Raw genomic sequence first — 18,002 nt, 5'->3', positions numbered from 1 at the left:
AATAAAACCACCATATATAGTTGGGATAGAGTCAGGAAAGTGCGGATTTACAACGATAAGCACACATTTTCAAAACGATTCCCCCATCAGCAATAAAACACCCTCAAATAGGATGAGGGTGTTTTTTGCGTTTTATTTACCTAAATTATTAATAGCGTAATCGGCTTCTTCTTGTGTAAATTTTTCACCGTTTTCAGAAGTCAGTTGGTCCCTTATCGATTCTGGTGACATACTCATTGTTTTTTGATAACTTTTTGCTTTTTTCAAGGCATTTTCATTAAAATTGGCTTTCATATTGTCAATTGCGTACTGTGCTTCATCTTCAGCAAATTTTTCACCATGTTCAGAAACAAGCTGGTCATGAATCCCCTGTTTTGACATGTTCATTGTTTTTGCATACGTTTCAGCCTTTTTCAAAGCGTTTGCTTTCCAATCAAATTTAAGATTATTCATTGCATAATTAGCAGATTCTGCGGAAAACTTTTCACCATGTTCAGAAATAAGCTGGTCATGAATCCCCTGTTTTGACATGTTCATTGTTTTTGCATACGTTTCAGCTTTTTTCAAAGCGGACTTATATTCTACAGGAACGTTATTCTCTGTCTTTGTTTCTTCTTTTTTCGGTTCCTCTTTCTTATCATTTACCTGTTCGGTAACAGTAGGTTTACTTTCCTTTTTGTTTGTGTCCGCTTTGTCATCGTCGTTGCTGTTAACAGCAATAATAATGATAATCGCAATCACCCAAACCCACCATTTTTTATAGAACGGCTTTTTCTGTTTTTGTTGTTTTTCCACTTCCTGTACCTCCATTTATGCCATTTAATGAATTATGTAAGATTGCTAATCGATTATAACAAATCCAGTTTCAATTATATCGTATTAGAAATGATATGGTGCCCCATATTATGTCGAAAAAACAAAATAAAAAAAGAGAGCTATTAAGCCCTCTTTTTCGAATTGTAAAACTTTTCCTTTACAATTAAACCAACGTCATAAGAAACTCTATATGAATATTGTATACATCCTTAGTTAACATAATGTCCTATTATCGGGATTCAATGTATTTAGAAGACTACTAAAATTCCTCTAGATTGTTTAACTGGAAGACTTTCGCGTTCAGATAATTATCGTTAGCGGAAGTCATTTTAAAATTCTATGTGTGGACTTGAATAATTTGTATGTATTGTTGTAAGTTATTATATTATTCCGCATGTTCTTTCATTAATTTATTAAGTGCTTTATCATAAGCATCTTTGTTTTCCTTACCTAACTCATAAATTGCTTTATTCCAATGTTCTCCATCTACACCTGATAAATGTGGAGTACTTTTTAGTACAGCTTCTTGCATATACGGTTTACCCTCTTTACTAGCGTCTTTAATAAACTTTGTTGCTTTTCTTGCATCTGTTACCCCTACTTGTATGTCTTTGTGAATGTCTTTGTATTTATCAGGAACTTTTATATATTCCATATTGTCTAAAATCTTATCCATCTCGTTTGCTGTTTTTAAAATATCTTTTTCTTTTTCCTTGTCTTTCATAGCTTTCCCTGAGTTTACTAACAATAAATCCTTCCTGTATTGAAACTCTACTAATTGTTCACAAATATAATAGGGATACTGTTTCTCTGATATTACTGTTTTCCTTGTTGATTTGTTTGACTGCTCAGTCTTAGGAGTAGACTCTTTATCTCCTACCGCACAACCTACTAATAATAGAATAGGTATTGCTAATGATACGAGTTTCGTTGCTTTCATTATGTATCCTCCTTTTAGGGATTACTGTAATTAATTAACATATTGTACCATAATATAAATTATAGTAACTACTCAGCTACCCTAAGGTTTTAATGGTTTAATATTTTGATTCTCAAGTTTGCCACTACGTATTTTTGTGAAAAATCTCCATATGTAGTATGTAAGGAGATTATCTCATGGGTTATTTACAAAGGGTAGGTGGGAATATTTGACGCTTACTTTACATTTTTCATTGCATATAAGAGAAACAAAAGAAAAACAATAGATCCCGAAAAGAAAATCCAAAAGTAATTTTGACCAAATAATAGAAAACTACCAAGGAGCGGACCTACTCCCATTCCAAAATACCGAATAAAGTTATATATACCAATAGCGGTTGCGCGTTCATCCACAAATTCTTCTGTTAATAACGTTGTATGTGTTGGCATTGATAATCCCATGCTGAGTCCGTATAAAGAAGTGACAATGATAAGGATAGGGATATTCATGTTATAGGTGATAGAAAATAATAAAATACATGCAATATGAAGGAAACTTGTAAAGAGTAAAGCATGCTTTGTCTGCATTTTCTTTTGTAACGTTTTATAACAATAACTACCTACCATCATACATAATGACATGGGAACAAAGATTAGCCCAATTGTATGTGGATGAAGATGAAATAAAGTCTTTAATATGGATGGTAAAAAGACAAGGAAGCAAAAATAAAGATAAAATTGCATAAAACCAATTATGACAATGGTGAAACCAATCTTATTTTGTAAAACACGAAAGTAGTGTTTCGTTGCTTGTTGTTTAGAAGAAACTGGTTTTGTTTCTGGGAGTAACATCATGTTTATGAGTAATAAAATAATACTAATCGCCGCTAAAAAGAGAAAGATAGAAACGTGTCCATTTCGATTTCCTAAAAAACCTCCCATTAAAGGACCGATAGCAGGTGCAAGTGCTAAAAGCATTTGGTACATACTCATTGCTTTGCCGCGCTCATTTCCTTCATATAAATCACCAATTATCGTAGCTGAAACAACTGGGATAGCTGCTGTTCCAAAAGCTTGAATCGCTCTAAAAATAAGGAATGTATAAATGTTTTGTGTAAAAACGCAACCTATTGATCCGATACAACTCAGCGATAGACCTAGAATGAGAATGAATTTTCTTCCTTTCGTATCAATAAGGGGACCGTAGATAATTTGCATAATCGCCAGTACAAAAGTAAAAACAGAAACAGTAAGATTGACTAAATATAATGATGTGTGAAATGACCCCTGAATAATTGGCAAGATGGGGGTATACATATTTTGTGCTAGAGAACCTAATAAAGCACTAATACAAATGATATAGAAAATAGGTGTACGGTTTGTTGTAGTTTCCATCAATACTCCTCCTTTTAGTTTCCTGGGAAACTAAAAGTAATTTTAACATGATTTTCTTTTTTGTAAATAGATAATATGTATTTTGTTTTTAATATGAAATCTATGCGGTATAATTGTTTCTAAGGAAACGTAAATTGTGTTTGGAGGGAAATAAAGTGAATCGAACAGCTGAGCAAAAACAAATATTAGTTGATATTCAAGCACTTATTCATAAGAAAGAAGAGTATGAGAAAGAAGTACATGAACAGTTTTTAGGTGAAATGGGGATAAATGATATTTCATTATCAGAATTACATGTGATCGCTTGTATTGGAGAACAAGGTTTAATGAATGTAACAGCAATTACTGAAAGTATGGGGATGACAAAAGGGGCTATTTCTAAAATTTGTACAAAACTATTTAATAAAAATTTTGTTGAAAAGATGAAAATGTTGAACAACCAAAAAGAAATATTTTTCCGTTTAACAGATAAAGGAAGAGAAATATATCATGCTCATGAAACGTTACATAATCAAGCTGAAGAAGCATGGTTATCACTTTTAGACAAATATACAAAAGAAGAGTTGGAGGTTATTCAACGATTCATAGTGGATGTAACGATGCATATAGGAACGAAAGGTAGATAAAGAAATATTTCCTTTCAGCTGAGTCGTCTGAGTATGGTTTTCTAATCGTTTTTTATATAATAGGAAGAGATATTTAACAATGTGAATCATTACAAAGTATATATAAAACGAGGAGAGAGAGCCATGCTTGAAAATACGGGTTTAGTATTAGAAGGCGGCGGTATGCGCGGCGTATATACAGCTGGTGTATTAGAGTATTTTATGGAGAATGATTTACACTTTCCATATGTAATTGGTGTATCAGCAGGTGCGTGTAATGCAGCGTCGTATCTTTCAGGGCAAAAAGAGAGAAATAAAACAGTAAATATTGAATATGTGACACATCCAAGATATCTATCGTATAAAAACTTTTGGAAAAAGCGTCAGCTCTTTGATATGGATTTTATTTTTCGTGAAATTCCGATGCAGCATGTGCCATTTGATTTTGAAACGTACTTTAATACGGAGCAGCAATTTCTTGTCGGAACGACGGATTGTGAAACGGGACAACCTGTTTATTTTGAAAAAGGCCGTTCACAGGAAGACGCATTAACAGTATTACAGGCATCAAGTTCATTGCCTTTTGTTGCGCCTGTCGTAGAATTTGACGGGAAAAAGTTATTGGATGGTGGCATCTCAGATCCGATTCCTGTTCGAAAAGCGCAGGAAGATGGTTACAGAAAATCAGTTGTTATTTTGACAAGGAATAAAGGGTACGCAAAGAAGAAATCAAAATTTGGATGGATTGCAGGGAAAGCATATAAAAAATATCCTAAATTAGTAGACGCAATGTTAACTCGTTACGAAGTTTATAATGAGACCCTTCATCATATTGAAAACGAAGAAACAGCTGGAAATATATTTGTGATTCGGCCGACAGAACAATTACAAGTGGATCGTATGGAGAAGGATCCGGAAAAATTACAGCGTTTGTATGATCAAGGATATAAAGATGCTGAGAAAATGCATGGAGATTTGGTACGATTTCTTAGTAAGTAAAAGGTGACTCAAAATAATGAGTCACCTTTTTTAATGCGGTATAAATACTAACTGATAAGCAAACAAAATAGCAAATACATATACAAGCGGGTGAACCGCACGGAATTGTCCTTTTGCTACTTTCATAAGCGGGTATGAAATGAAGCCAAGCGCGATACCTGTTGCAATGCTTGATGTAAGCGGCATGCTTAAAATTACTAAAAATGCTGGGAAAGCTTCATCGAATGCATCCCAATCAATGTGACGAACTGCGCCCATCATTAAGCTACCAACAATAATTAATGACGGAGCTGTAATAGCGGAAACGCCAGATACTGCACCGATAAGTGGTCCGAAGAATGCAGTTACTGCAAATAATATGGCAACAGTTAATGTTGTTAAGCCTGTACGACCACCAGCCGCAACACCAGCAGAAGATTCAATATAAGCAGTTGTTGGTGTTGTACCAAACATAGAACCGATCGTTGCTGAAATAGAATCTGAAAGAAGAGCGCGTCCGGAATTTGGAAGTTTTCCATCTTTCATCAGGCCGCCTTGCTGGGCAACGCCAAGTAGTGTACCTGTTGTATCGAATAATGTTACTAGGAAAAGCGAGAAAACAACGCCGTATAATCCGTAGTGAATGACATCAGATACTGCTGTAATTGGATTGGAAACAATTACGCCTTCTGGTAAACCAGGCAGAGAGGTAACTCCGTTTGAAAACGTTAATTGTCCAGTAAAGTAAGCAATAATTCCTGTTAAGAACATACCGATAAATAATGCACCGTTTACGTTTAAAGACATCAGTACTAACGTAATCGCAAGTCCAGCTAATGCAAGTAAAACAGACGGAGAGTGAAGATCTCCAAGTCCAACTAAATTGGAAGGATGTTTTGTCACAATCCCTGTTAGACGTAAGCCAATAAATGCGATAAATAAACCGATACCAGCTGTAATGGCATGTTTTAAGTTTTCAGGAATTGCTTCCATTAATTTTGTACGGAAAGAAGTTAATGATAGCAAAATTAAAATCATACCTGCTACGAATACAGCAGAGAAAGCAATTGCAAATGTCATGCCTTCATGAGTTTTTACAACTGAGTAAGCAAAGTAAGCATTTAATCCCATACCTGGTGCAATTGCAATTGGTAAATTTGCAAAGAATGCCATACATAATGTTCCAATAACAGCAGCGATGATAGTCGCTGTAAATGCTTGTTCAAATGGAACACCTGCATCACCAAGGATGACTGGGTTTACGACGATAATGTATGCCATTGTTAAGAAGGTAATAATACCAGCCATAATTTCAGTTTTAATAGAAGTTTGATGTTTTGAAAGGTTAAACATAAAAACATCCTTTCTTTTTACGAATAATTGTCACAACAGTTATATATAATATTCGTTATTTTGTTTTTTTGCAAGAGTTTTAGAGAAAGAAATTCATTTTTTCGGTTTTCTATGGATAAATTTCGAATGTTAAACGCATTTTCTATGTATATATTTCGTTTTTTGTAAGAATTAAGTATATTTTTTTGATTTCGTACATCATAAGAAAGACATATGATAGGGAGGTTTTTATAGTATGACGGAACAACCGAAGAAAACATTACCACCGCAGCATCAAGAGAAACAGCCGGGAATTGAGAACGTCATGAATCCACGTCCGAAATGTATAGATGAGAATTATGTAGGAAGCGGGAAGCTTAAAGGGAAATCCGCACTGATTACGGGAGGAGACAGCGGAATTGGAAGAGCGGTAGCGATTGCTTTTGCGAAAGAGGGTGCCAATATCGCCATTGCGTATTTAGATGAACATGAAGATGCAGAGGAAACGAAGCGCTGGGTCGAACAGCAAGGTGCTCGGTGCGTTTTAATTCCGGGGGATGTAAGTGAAGAGCAGCATTGCCAACAAGTTGTAACAGAGGCTGCAGCGCAATTGGGAGGTTTACATATTGTTGTGAATAATGCCGCGCAGCAATATCCGCAGCAAGGTTTAGAATGGATTACAGCAGAGCAGCTGGAAAAGACATTTCGGATTAATATCTTCTCGTATTTTTATATAACAAAAGCGGCACTTGCTCATTTAAAACAAGGTGATGTCATTGTGAATACTGCTTCCATTACGGCGTATGAAGGAAATGAGCAGCTCATTGATTATTCGGCAACAAAAGGAGCAATTGTTTCTTTTACACGTTCGTTGGCAAAATCTTTAGTCCCTAAAGGTATTCGTGTTAACGGCGTTGCGCCAGGGCCAATTTGGACACCGCTTATCCCATCAAGTTTCGATGAGAAAAAGGTGTCTGAATTTGGCAGCAATGTTCCGATGAAACGGCCGGGGCAACCGTATGAATTAGCACCGGCGTATGTATATTTAGCTTCAAATGACTCTACTTATGTTTCCGGGCAAATCCTTCATGTTAACGGAGGGGTGATTGTTTAGTGTTTTTTATGTCGAAATGTGCCGAGTAGTCTTTAAATCGTGTCGAAGCGCCGATATGTCACGAATATCGCCGATAAATGTACCATTTCCGCCGATATATTGAAAAAAGCGCCGATATTTTTGAGAGCTGGCCTTCCCGGTCAGCTCTCATTCATAAGAATTGAATTTATAGTAAAAACTAAATGAACCATAGTATTTTCATGGTGAGATTTTAAGGGGAATGTGGAGGTGACATTGATGAAAAAAGCATGTTCACTTGCATTAATATTTCTTTTCTTTTTTTTATATGTACCAATTACATTTGCTGAGAAGGCAGATCATTTATTGCTTATAAATTTAACAACAAATCAATTATCTTTTTTTGAAAATGGGAACTATGTGCGAACATTTCCTATTACTACTGGCAAGAAAATTACACCTACACCAGAAGGAACGTTTTGCATTATTAATAAATATAAAAATAAAGAATATCATCGAAAAAATATTCCGGGCGGTGCACCGAATAATCCACTTGGGACTAGGTGGATGGGCTTAAATAAAAATGAATATGCCATTCATGGGACAAATCGTGAATGGTCGATTGGCAGACGTGAGTCGAACGGATGTATTCGTATGTATGATCGAGATATTCAATGGTTGTATGAGCGAGTTCCATTACAAACGAGGGTAATTATTACTCATTTTCATACACATCCTGAATATGCGGCGCATCAACTTGGATACCGGGTTGTCAGCTGGAACAAACGCGTGTTAGAGGAGGAACAGATAGGGAAGATTACAACGATCGATCAGACGAAAATATATTGGCAAGAACCGAATGGACAATTTACAGAAATTCAAACCGTATTACCGAATGAAGTATATCCCGTGTATTCGCAAGGAAAGAACGGACTATATTATATAGGAAATAATTTGTATATTATGGATGGAAAAGAAACAACGGTAAAGTATGAGCAAGTTCCTTACTCAATAGTAAGTAATATTTATAAACGAAAATACGAGGTAAAGTAAAGGATACTGTTTGGAAATGGTATCCTTTTTCATCCCGCATTAACGGGCAGTAAAGGCTAGGGAAGCACGGGGAAGAAAACTGCCCGTAAAAGCCCGATTGGTTCAACTAACCATCAGTGAGAAAAGCGTCACTGTTAGAAGTTTCACTTTATATCGCATTGGAGTTCCTCCTTGAATAGAATGATGTAAAGGCGAGGGGGAATATGCGGTGGAGAAGGAAGACGGTAAATTTGCATTTAAAATTTTTTTAATTACATTGTGTTTATTTGCTATCTATTTGTTCATTTCATTTATCTTTTCGATGTACATTCCGTATATAGACTTATTATTATTAGTGGGATTTGTATGGGCATTTGTTGAAGCTAGGGAGTGTGAAGATAGTATATATCGCTGGGTTACATTAGGTGGAACAGCTTTTATTCTTATTGTATATGTTGCAATGATGCATGATGCTTGGAAGCAAGTGTAAGAGCGTACAGTTAATCATACGCTCTTATATCTTCAAGTGCCGAGAGGGGAGAGATTGCCCCGTGTATTCCAACTTTATTTGCAAATGAAAGCCCATCTCATGTATTGTGAGATGGGCCGCGGTTTAGTATTTTGGCTGAAAGGTATGGCAACATGTTTCTACGCTTGTTGTTGCCGAACTATCTATCATTTGTCCAGATAAAATTGTATCTGTATACGACTCGTCTTCTGCGTGTGTAGACTCTTGAGAGTCAGGTTGTACGAAGATGGCAGTTGCTTGACAAAAGTTACCTTGTCCCCAAAATGAGCAGTTAGAGACAGAGCATCGTACTTCTGGCATAGAATCCCCCTCCTTATACAAGTAGTGTGAGGTTTTTAGGCACACTTCATGTATACAGGAAGTTTCCTTTTCTTGTTACTTTTTAGTTTCTGTAAACCACTTTTTAAATTTGTCTTTCGGCTGTTCTCCTTCAATGCGGCTTACTTCTTTACCATCTTTAAAGTGAACGATTGTTGGTGTACCTGTAATTTTAAATTCATCCCACACAGTCTCTGGTGCATTTTCTAAGTCGATAACTTTCATATCAATGTTCATATCTTTTGCCATTGGAACAATAATTGGTGATACTTTTTGGCAGTGTCCACAGCTTGTTTTATAGAAATAAATTGTCTGCTCTTTCTTTTCTTGTATATTTTTTCGAATATCTTCTGGAGAAAGTTTATTTGTGTAATAATCTGTTTTCGTTTCTTCTTTTGTCTCCATGTTTGATACAGCAAAAATAGTGATTAATAAAGCGATGACAATACCGCCAAACAGAAACATTTTCTTCATTATTTCATCTCCTTATTTGTTTTTAGTAAAAGGAAACTGCAAATTACAATCATGATAAATGCAATTAGTGCTAAAAATGGAATTGTGACGAAGCCAAACCAATTAATATATTGTCCTGTACATGGAACTCGTCCACATACTGCACCGGCTTCTGAAAAAGCGGGAATCTTTTGAATGGCATAATGATATAGCGAGATACAAGCCCCGATGCTTGCGATTGGAAAAGAATATGTAGCAATGCGGTAATCCTTGCGGGCCACGGCAATTCCAAGTAGTAACACAAATGGATACATAAAAATACGTTGGTACCAACATAATGTACATGGTTCAAATTTCATAATTTCAGAAAAATATAAACTTCCGAGTGTAGCAATAAATGAAGTTCCCCAAGCAGTAAATAATAGAGCTTCTTTTCTTTTTTCGCGGTCCATTTTCTATACCTCTCTTATAATAGTTACACACAAAATTATAGTATGAGGAGGAGGGGAAAAGAAAGCAAAACATTCGATATAATAAAAGCTTTTTGCGCTGAAAACTCAGAAATAAAAAAACAAGGTGAAATACACCTTGTTTTTCAGGGAATGTTATTGATTCACGGCTTTCGTAGACTTGATAAAAAAGCCTTGAATCGCTTCTTTATTTTTTTGCGAATGAAGTTCTAATACTGCACCGGCATGTTTATACGTTTTCGGTTCGTATCCATTTGCGACTGGAATTCGCATCGTTTCCACCTTTTCAATAGGGTGAGCGAGAACGTTACTGCCGAGTGAGAATAACGTTTGCGTATCCATGCTCGTTTGAATATAAGGAAGAAGATCATAAACAATCATAGGTAATTGGAAGACCCCGTCTACGGATTGCACTTTTTCAGTAAAGGCTTTTTGCAGAGCTTGTAGTACTTCTTGCTGGCGCCCTACACGTCCAAAGTCGCTTTCAGCATCATGACGGAAGCGTGCATACTTTAATAATTCTTTTCCGTGTAATTGCTGCGAGCCAGGTTGTACATGTAATCCCATATCATCGATAATTGTCTGCGTTACATTTACAGTAATTCCTTCTGGTGCGATAGTATCTACAATTTTTTCAAATGCAGCAAAATCAACTGTTACGTAATGAGATACATCGATTCCAAAGTTATGTTGGATCGTTTTGCGTAATAATTCAGGACCGCCATAATAGTAGGCAGCATTAATTTTATTATACTTTTTATCGTATGTAGGAATCTCTACGTAGCTATCGCGCATAATAGAAGCAAGTTTAACTGTTTTTTCTTGTTTGTTATATTGTGCAATCATAATCGTATCAGCCCTAGCTTGCGTTTCTCCGCGTGAATCGCTGCCAATCAGGAGTACGTTCAGTAATCCTTTTTCGTTTTTTGCTCCTTGAAACTTCGGAGCTGTTTCTTTTGGTGATTTTTGACAACCGCTGACCAATAGGGCGATAAGTAAAAGTAAGTAAATGTGTTTTTTCACAACATCACGTCCGTTTGCTTATTGTTCATAATACGTATTATGAACAATGGTCTGGTAAAATATACTAAGATGCTACCCCGGTACATTGGGATAGCATCTTATCATAGTAGGAGCTTGGTTCGTTACATATAGGCTTGCTCTGCATATGTTTTCTGCGTAGCATGATCGATATATTGAAACAACAGTTGAAGTTGTTTGTCAATTTCGGATAGATCGTTACTGTATTGATATGAGTGTAGGAAGTGTTCAATTCGCTTTGAAAACAACTGATCTTCTGTTTGTACCATAAGTACAAGCAGCTTCTCCCAATCGCAACAATATGTGTAATAAAGAGCCTTATCGTAGTCGGTGTATGTGTGCATTGTGTGCCTCCTTTAATGAGGAGTTATATATAGTGTGTGACAGAAAGAAGGAAATACACTTGAGAGAATTTGTTAACAAAGCAAGAACATAAAAAAACGAGGGAGATAATCCCACGTTTTTATTTCGCTTAATTGGAGAATATGCTAATACATCATAAAAATTTCAGCTTATGCTTTTGGCATCGGAGTAGGCGTCGGTTTTGCATACCCTTCTTTATATTTATTATCAATGTATTTTCGGATTTCAAGCGGTGATTTTCCTTTGTCTTGTAACCTTGCCGCTTCTAATACAATTTCAAGGCAATTTACACAAGTTGTTGCATGAGAATCCCAAACAACTTGGCCATCTTTTTTGATTTCACGAATGAAACAGTTTTTATTGCTTTTATGTCCTACGCTCTCACCGCATCCACAGTAGCATGGAATCCATTGAAGCAATTCGGCATGTTGTCCTGCCACAGCGTAAATCTTTTTAATTTGCGCATCTTGTTCCGATAAGAAAGAAGGAAGTGTGTCGATTCCTTTTGTTGTTTCGGCAATGTCTCTTTGCTTTTCTGTATGATGTTGATGTGATGAGCTCGTCTCTTTTGCTTGTTGTTTTTGTTCAGCATTGTTGCAGCCAATCATTGTAAATGCAAGAATTCCCGTTATACAACATAATAAAAGCGGCTTTCTCATTGGGATTCCTCCTTTAGTTTCCTCCGAAAATGGACAGGTATATAAACATATATTAAGCGCAGCTTAATTTTAGAAGTAAAAAAGAAGGAGTGAATGCGCACTCCTTCCTTATCTTGCTTTTTTCATTTTTAATTCTGCTTTTAATTTCTTGATTTCCGCTTGTATATCCTCTTTTTTCACATTTAATTTTTCAGCAATTTGTTTTACATTCATACCGTCTTTCTTCATTTTTAAAACGTCATTTAAAGGTGTGTTACTCTTTTGTGAAATCATGTTGAGCGCTGCAAGTTGGAACAAAGATACTTCATAGTCACGCATCGTTTGTTTCACTTGATCTGGCGTTGATTTTTGCATGTCTGCTACTTTTTGAAACAACTTTGCTTTTGCCTCTTTACTCATATGATGTTTATGCAGCTTCTTCTTATCAACGCCAAAGTGCTTAGCAGTCTCTTTCCACGTCTGCTTTTCTTTATAGTAGTCTAATACAGTGTTAATATCATTTCCACTTAATTTAGCAATGCGCGCTGCTTTCCGAATTTCATGCTTTTGATAGCCTTTTTCTGTTAAGGATTTGTATTGTTCTTCAGAAATGAATTTATGGTGCTTTGTTTCTGCTGGTGAGTTATTTGTAGACGCGTATGCAGTTAGCGATGTTGCTCCGCATAATAATGATACCGCTAACATTCCTGTTACTAGCTTTTTCTTCATGTTTGATCACTCCTATATATAGTTGATTGCTTTTGTTATAGCTTATCCAAAAGATATGACAAAACTATGAACAAATTATGTTTTAAATAGGTACAAATTGAAAAACTAATGTCAAAAACCCTGTCTTTTTAAGGAGGGCGAGAGCATCTGGCCATGTATAGTAGCGGTCAGGGCCATTTTCTGCCGCGTGCAAGGATTAAAACAAAGGGAGAGCAAGTAGCGTTCATGTTTGTGGCTAATATGTTGAAAAATTAAAATGGATTTTATATAGAGAAGTAGAGAGTTGTTTCTATATGATAAGAGCCTTAAAATGAAGAGAAAGATTTCAATGAATGGAGAAGGTGCTGCGATGCATGTATTAATTGTTGAGGATAATGAAAGTGTGTGTTCTATGCTTGAATTGTTTTTTATGAAAGAAAATTTTCAAGCAACATTTGTCGCAGATGGTTTAGAAGCATATGCATTGTTTCAAAAGAAAGAGTGGGATTTGCTTATTATAGATTGGATGATTCCAGGGATGGACGGTATAAAACTATGTCAAAAAATAAGAGAAAGCAGTGACGTTCCTATCATTATGTTAACCGCAAAAGATAGTGAAGCGGATCAAGTGCTTGGATTAGAAATTGGGGCAGACGATTATGTTACGAAGCCATTTAGCCCACTTACATTAATTGCACGGATGAAGGCAGTTGTCCGTCGTTTAGCAAAAAAACAGGTGAAAAATGAAACGAGTCATTTTCATATTAATGAAGAAACGAGAGAAGTATTTTTAGACGGTGAGAAAGTGAATAATTTAACGCCAAAAGAATTTGAACTACTCGTCTTTTTTACGAAACATCCGCGCCAAGTATTTCGTAGGGAGCAGCTTTTAGAGCGCATTTGGGGCTATCAATTTTACGGAGATGAGCGAACGGTCGATGTACATATTAAACGGCTTCGTAAAAAAATTAGAACGGATTCGCATATATGGATTCAAACTGTGTGGGGCGTTGGTTATAAATTTGACGAAGTGGTAGCTGGCTGTGAAAAGGATTAAATATTTTTATCAGCTGTTATTTAGTTACATTCTTGTTTTTCTTGTTGCCTTTATTTTATTAAGTGTGATGTTTTTAAGTTTAGCTGAAAATCTTGCGTATGAAACAAAGGTAGACGAGCTTACTTCTTATGGGAATAAAATTATTGATGAGCTTGAGAAAAAAGAAATGGATGTTCATGTTGTGAAACTAAAACATTTTTCTAATCTATTACGTGCACGTGAAACGAAGTTTTTCATCTTTAATGAAAAGGGAGAAATTACGCAATCACCAGTTCATGTAAAGAAAAATCCATTGTTAAGCGAGGAAGAATGGAAGAAAATTCAACATGGTGAAACATTGAAAATAAAACGAGACGTAAATAGATTTGAACAACCTGTATCCATTGTTGCGCTTCCATATATGAGAAATGGTGAACTGCAAGGCGGTGTGATGTTAACAGCTCCTATCCGCAACACACTTGAAATCATTACGGAATTAAATCGTTATTTATTTATTGCGGCAGGAATTACATTCCTAATTGTACTTGTGGTTAGTATTTTTTTCTCACGCTCTTTAGTCAAACGGGTGCAACGTCTTCGCGGGGCAACTGAAATGATCGCAAAAGGCCAGTATGATGTACATATTCCTATTGGACAATATGATGAAATTGGTTTGCTCGGAAACGATTTTAACAATATGGCGCAGCAGCTTCATAAAGCGCAGATAGAGATTGAGCGTTTAGAAAAGCGAAAACGTCAATTTATTGCGGATGTTTCCCATGAATTAAAAACACCGCTTACGACAATGAATGGTTTAGTAGAAGGAATGAAGAATGACCTCATTCCAGAGGAGAAAAAGCAGCGCTGCTATGAAATGATGGAACAAGAAACGAAGCGATTAATTCGCCTCGTTCATGAAACGTTAGACTATGAAAAAATTCTTTCAAATGAAATTACACTTCAAAAAGAAGAAATTGACGTAAAAGAAGTATTTGAAGTCATTCGTGAACAGTTAGAACTACAAGCAAAGGAAAAGGAAAATAAGATTGAAATCGATGTCCCCGCTCGTTTATTTGTTTACGCTGATTATGACCGATTGCTGCAAATTTTACTAAACATCATAAAGAATAGTCTGCAATTTACAGAGAACGGAACGATTCGATTACGAGGAAGAGAAGAAGGACAAACAGTAACGATTGAAATTGCAGATACAGGAATCGGAATGAAGCAAGAAGAAGTAGCTGCCGTGTGGTCGCGCTTTTATAAAGCGGATGCTTCTAGAACGAATAGTTATGGTGAATTCGGATTAGGATTATCAATTGTAAAGGAACTTGTGAAACTGCACGATGGAACAATTGAAGTAACGAGTGAACAAGGGAAAGGAACAATGTTTATCATACGTTTTCCAAAATCATGAAAATCGTCTTACATCAAGTAAGGCGATTTTTTGTTGTGTGATATAAAAAGAAAATGGTTTTCTGTATTAAATATTGATTTCTATAAGGAAACAGGATTATAATTGAAATTGATAATCTTTATCAACTAATGGCGTATACATATAGATAAAATTGATGAGGGAGAGGGAAAAATGACAACTTATACTTCTATCGCAACTGTTGTGAAAGAAAGAAGGTCCATTCGTACATTTACAAAACAAGCAGTAGAAAAAGAATTGCTAATTGAACTATTAAATGATGCAACGTGGGCCCCGAATCATAAGAATCGCGAGCCGTGGCAATGTAAATTATTTATGGGGGACGGCCGCAAAATACTAGTAGACGCGGTGTTAAGTTCTTTTTCACCAGAGGAAAGAGAAAAGCGTGGAAACATGTTAACAGAACGGTTTATGAATACACCAGTTCAAATCGTTGTGTATATAGATGAAGACCCGCGCCAAGTACAGCGTGATGAAGACTATGCTGCTGTATGTGCATTTATCCAAAACTTTCAGCTACTAGCTTGGGAACATCGATTAGGAACTGTTTGGAAAACAGGCGGACTCATTTACAATCCTGATTTTATGAAAGCAATCGGTTTAACGAAGGGACATCGAGTTGTTGGCATTTTACATGTCGGCTATTTTGATAAAGTACCAGAAGGAAAAGAGCGTACACCGATTATGGAGAAGTTAGAGATTATTGAAGGGTAAAGTGAAAATTCCAACAGTGGGGGCTTCAGCCCTCACTGTTGGTTTGTAATTAAAGGTGTGCTGCAAATTTTGGTTTATCTTTCTTTCCTGCTCTTGGTTTGATGAAATAGCCCTATTTAGTGCTTCGCCTCCATAATACCCGGCCTCTTCTGCAAAAACAGCAGCATGAAATAGTGATGTTTGCTCCTCGGAATCAAAAAAAAGAGGAGCTGCAATAAAATTATTCAATAAAGTATATCCACCGTTATGCCCTGTGTCTGAAATTATAGGTACACCACTTGTCGAAAGTGTATCAATATAACGATATACAGTCCTTATATTCATCTCTAACTTTTCTGAAATTTGTTTTGCAGTAATTTTTTTACCTGAACTAAGCATCCAGAGAATTGCTAGTACATTGTCCATTTTAGGCATATAAAGCTACCGCAATATGGAATTTATTATCTATCATATAAGTTTTCCCCTTAATTAGTGTTAAGTAGATTTTACTGCATGAATCATTTGAATTTAACGTATTTTCCTTGAATTATACTATTCTATCTTGTGAGTTTAAATATATAAATGCAAATTGAGAAACTAACATAAAAACCCTTTTCTTTTTCGGTGGGCGAGAGCAACTGGCCATGCATAGATGCGGTCAGTTCCTTTTCCTGCCACGTGCAAAGTTTAAAACAAAGGTAGACAGCAAGTAGCCGCCATGTTTTGTTTGGCATAGCAGCGACTTATATGTTAAAAAGTCAACTTGTATTTATATATAACCCTTTATAGTATATCCCCAGACTGTGGATTAAGAAAAAATCCTGTCAGTATTTCGACAGGATTTTTGAACAAACCGTATTATAAATGTTTTATGCGAGTTCTGCCGGAAGAGTGAACGTGCCATCTTCATGTTGATGTAATGTGTATACATTTGAAATCGCCCTTGTATGAATGACACCGTAAATGTGTGGATATTGTTCACCGTTTGTAGCTAATTCATATTTAATTTCTGCTTGTACACGCTCAGCATCAATTGCTAACAATACAAGAGAAGGTTCTGATGCAAAGTGTTTATGAGCAACCTGTAATGATTGGCTAAGGAATGAGCAATGAATGAAGCCTTCTTCCTGTAAAGAAGGTTCGACGATTACTCCTTTTTCCTTTGCGTTCTCCCATGCTTGTACTGTCATAACTTTCATGATTGTTTTCATAGTATTGTCCCCTTTGTAATGACTGTTTTTCTAAAGAAAATTTTACATGTTTTTCAAGTAAATCGCATCTAAAAGATAGGAGAGAGTTTCTTTTATCCTCATGAAAGCTTGTTTCTATTCATACACTTTCATAAGGGAATGTGTAAGGAGGGAAAAGAGATGAGAAGTAGTGAAGATAAAGCATTGCAATATGCAATTGCGGAGATTACGGAAATCGCGACAGGATTTGGATTGGATTTTTATCCGATGCGTTATGAAATTTGTCCAGCAGATATTATTTATACATTCGGTGCCTACGGGATGCCAACGCGCTTTTCGCATTGGAGTTTTGGAAAACAATTTTATAAGATGAAACTTCACTATGATTTAGGACTGAGTAAAATATATGAGCTCGTCATTAACTCGAATCCGTGCTATGCCTTTTTATTAGATACAAACTCACTCATTCAAAATAAATTGATTGTCGCTCACGTATTAGCGCATTGTGACTTCTTTAAAAATAATATTCGATTCTCTAACACAAAACGGGATATGGTCGAAAGTATGTCGGCAACGGCAGAGAGAGTAAAAAATTATGAGCATAAATACGGAAAAGCAGAAGTTGAAACGTTTTTAGATGCAGTATTAGCAATTCAAGAGCACATTGATCCTTCACTGATGAGACCAAAGCTTTCTTGGAGTGTAGATGATCAAGAAGAGGAAGAACAAACGAGAAGGGCACCAACGCCATACGATGATTTATGGAACTTAGAGAATCGAAATAAGAAACGTGAATTACCGAATGCAAGGAAGAAAAGAAAAATTCCACCGCAACCAGAAAAAGACTTACTTCTTTTCATTGAACAATACAGCCGCGAACTAGAAGAATGGCAGCGCGATATTTTAACGATGATGCGTGAGGAAATGTTATATTTCTGGCCGCAGCTTGAAACGAAAATCATGAACGAAGGCTGGGCTTC

21 protein-coding genes and 1 pseudogene are annotated in these 18,002 nt (G+C 36.1%); 9 read left to right on the top strand and 13 right to left on the bottom strand.

Features of this window, described 5'->3' with window-relative positions; genetic code table 11:
- Positions 1–132 precede the first annotated feature (132 nt).
- From H280_RS0117840 to H280_RS0117830, 3 genes are all read right to left on the bottom strand, one after another.
- Positions 133–795, bottom strand: a complete 663-nt coding sequence (locus H280_RS0117840) for an Ltp family lipoprotein (protein WP_020062497.1) — start codon at positions 793–795, stop codon at positions 133–135.
- A gap of 406 nt (positions 796–1,201) precedes the next feature.
- Positions 1,202–1,756 carry a hypothetical protein gene (locus H280_RS0117835; RefSeq protein ID WP_020062496.1) on the bottom strand — a complete coding sequence of 185 codons (555 nt, stop codon included), beginning with the start codon at positions 1,754–1,756 and terminating at the stop codon, positions 1,202–1,204.
- A 215-nt stretch (positions 1,757–1,971) separates the two neighbouring features.
- Positions 1,972–3,129 (bottom strand): MFS transporter, encoded by a 1,158-nt coding sequence (locus H280_RS0117830; RefSeq protein WP_020062495.1) that lies wholly within the window; start codon positions 3,127–3,129, stop codon positions 1,972–1,974.
- Between the two features lie 155 nt (positions 3,130–3,284).
- On the opposite strand from H280_RS0117830, the gene H280_RS0117825 reads away from it, so the two are divergent.
- Together H280_RS0117825 and H280_RS0117820 are read left to right on the top strand one after the other, a co-directional pair.
- Positions 3,285–3,755: a MarR family transcriptional regulator gene (locus H280_RS0117825; RefSeq protein WP_020062494.1), complete on the top strand. Its 471-nt coding sequence runs from the start codon at positions 3,285–3,287 to the stop codon at positions 3,753–3,755.
- Between the two features lie 123 nt (positions 3,756–3,878).
- The gene (locus tag H280_RS0117820) at positions 3,879–4,733 is read left to right on the top strand and encodes a patatin-like phospholipase family protein (RefSeq protein WP_020062493.1); all 855 of its coding nucleotides are present in this window, start codon (positions 3,879–3,881) and stop codon (positions 4,731–4,733) included.
- 30 nt (positions 4,734–4,763) lie between these two features.
- Here H280_RS0117820 and H280_RS0117815 read toward each other — a convergent pair whose 3' ends face one another.
- Positions 4,764–6,065: an NCS2 family permease gene (locus tag H280_RS0117815; protein WP_020062492.1), complete on the bottom strand. Its 1,302-nt coding sequence runs from the start codon at positions 6,063–6,065 to the stop codon at positions 4,764–4,766.
- A 235-nt stretch (positions 6,066–6,300) separates the two neighbouring features.
- Between H280_RS0117815 and H280_RS0117810 the strand changes: the two genes are divergently transcribed.
- From H280_RS0117810 to H280_RS0117800, 3 genes are all read left to right on the top strand, one after another.
- Complete coding sequence (locus tag H280_RS0117810) at positions 6,301–7,158, top strand: SDR family oxidoreductase (protein ID WP_020062491.1); 858 nt, start codon at positions 6,301–6,303, stop codon at positions 7,156–7,158.
- Positions 7,159–7,395: 237 nt separating this feature from the next.
- Entirely contained in the window at positions 7,396–8,169 is a 774-nt protein-coding gene (locus tag H280_RS0117805; protein ID WP_020062490.1) for a L,D-transpeptidase, read from the top strand.
- Positions 8,170–8,377: 208 nt separating this feature from the next.
- Complete coding sequence (locus tag H280_RS0117800; RefSeq protein WP_020062489.1) at positions 8,378–8,638, top strand: hypothetical protein; 261 nt, start codon at positions 8,378–8,380, stop codon at positions 8,636–8,638.
- A 123-nt stretch (positions 8,639–8,761) separates the two neighbouring features.
- Here the strand turns inward: H280_RS0117800 and H280_RS0117795 are convergent, their stop codons facing one another.
- From H280_RS0117795 to H280_RS0117765, 7 genes are all read right to left on the bottom strand, one after another.
- Complete coding sequence (locus H280_RS0117795; protein WP_020062488.1) at positions 8,762–8,977, bottom strand: DUF1540 domain-containing protein; 216 nt, start codon at positions 8,975–8,977, stop codon at positions 8,762–8,764.
- A 75-nt stretch (positions 8,978–9,052) separates the two neighbouring features.
- Positions 9,053–9,469 (bottom strand): thioredoxin family protein, encoded by a 417-nt coding sequence (locus H280_RS0117790; RefSeq protein ID WP_020062487.1) that lies wholly within the window; start codon positions 9,467–9,469, stop codon positions 9,053–9,055.
- Entirely contained in the window at positions 9,469–9,900 is a 432-nt protein-coding gene (locus H280_RS0117785; protein ID WP_020062486.1) for a disulfide formation protein C, read from the bottom strand. Before H280_RS0117785 ends, H280_RS0117790 begins: the two co-directional genes overlap by 1 nt.
- Before the next feature lie 153 nt (positions 9,901–10,053).
- The gene (locus H280_RS0117780; RefSeq protein ID WP_020062485.1) at positions 10,054–10,941 is read right to left on the bottom strand and encodes an LCP family protein; all 888 of its coding nucleotides are present in this window, start codon (positions 10,939–10,941) and stop codon (positions 10,054–10,056) included.
- Between the two features lie 122 nt (positions 10,942–11,063).
- Positions 11,064–11,303 carry a YhdB family protein gene (locus tag H280_RS0117775; protein ID WP_020062484.1) on the bottom strand — a complete coding sequence of 80 codons (240 nt, stop codon included), beginning with the start codon at positions 11,301–11,303 and terminating at the stop codon, positions 11,064–11,066.
- 168 nt (positions 11,304–11,471) lie between these two features.
- Positions 11,472–11,981 carry a PCYCGC motif-containing (lipo)protein gene (locus H280_RS0117770; RefSeq protein WP_020062483.1) on the bottom strand — a complete coding sequence of 170 codons (510 nt, stop codon included), beginning with the start codon at positions 11,979–11,981 and terminating at the stop codon, positions 11,472–11,474.
- Positions 11,982–12,089: 108 nt separating this feature from the next.
- Positions 12,090–12,689 (bottom strand): hypothetical protein, encoded by a 600-nt coding sequence (locus H280_RS0117765; protein ID WP_020062482.1) that lies wholly within the window; start codon positions 12,687–12,689, stop codon positions 12,090–12,092.
- A 349-nt stretch (positions 12,690–13,038) separates the two neighbouring features.
- Here H280_RS0117765 and H280_RS0117755 point away from each other — a divergent pair, with 349 nt between their 5' ends.
- From H280_RS0117755 to H280_RS0117745, 3 genes are all read left to right on the top strand, one after another.
- Entirely contained in the window at positions 13,039–13,725 is a 687-nt protein-coding gene (locus H280_RS0117755; RefSeq protein WP_028411293.1) for a response regulator transcription factor, read from the top strand.
- Positions 13,712–15,121 carry a sensor histidine kinase gene (locus H280_RS0117750; RefSeq protein ID WP_020062479.1) on the top strand — a complete coding sequence of 470 codons (1,410 nt, stop codon included), beginning with the start codon at positions 13,712–13,714 and terminating at the stop codon, positions 15,119–15,121. The genes H280_RS0117755 and H280_RS0117750 overlap by 14 nt, the downstream gene beginning before the upstream one ends.
- A 171-nt stretch (positions 15,122–15,292) precedes the next feature.
- Entirely contained in the window at positions 15,293–15,853 is a 561-nt protein-coding gene (locus H280_RS0117745) for a nitroreductase family protein (protein ID WP_020062478.1), read from the top strand.
- A gap of 63 nt (positions 15,854–15,916) precedes the next feature.
- Here the strand turns inward: H280_RS0117745 and H280_RS0117740 are convergent.
- Both H280_RS0117740 and H280_RS0117735 read right to left on the bottom strand, forming a co-directional pair.
- Positions 15,917–16,267 (bottom strand): annotated as a pseudogene (locus H280_RS0117740) (helix-turn-helix transcriptional regulator); the annotation flags it as partial.
- Between the two features lie 434 nt (positions 16,268–16,701).
- Positions 16,702–17,043 (bottom strand): DUF952 domain-containing protein, encoded by a 342-nt coding sequence (locus H280_RS0117735; protein WP_020062476.1) that lies wholly within the window; start codon positions 17,041–17,043, stop codon positions 16,702–16,704.
- 159 nt (positions 17,044–17,202) lie between these two features.
- Between H280_RS0117735 and H280_RS0117730 the strand changes: the two genes are divergently transcribed.
- The coding region (locus tag H280_RS0117730) for a SpoVR family protein (RefSeq protein ID WP_020062475.1) at positions 17,203–18,002 on the top strand (800 nt) is incomplete at its 3' end.

Origin of the sequence: Bacillus sp. 123MFChir2 (assembly GCF_000383235.1) — a bacterium.
Lineage (GTDB): Bacteria > Bacillota > Bacilli > Bacillales > Bacillaceae_G > Bacillus_A.
This window is presented reverse-complemented; position numbering and strand designations above follow the sequence as displayed.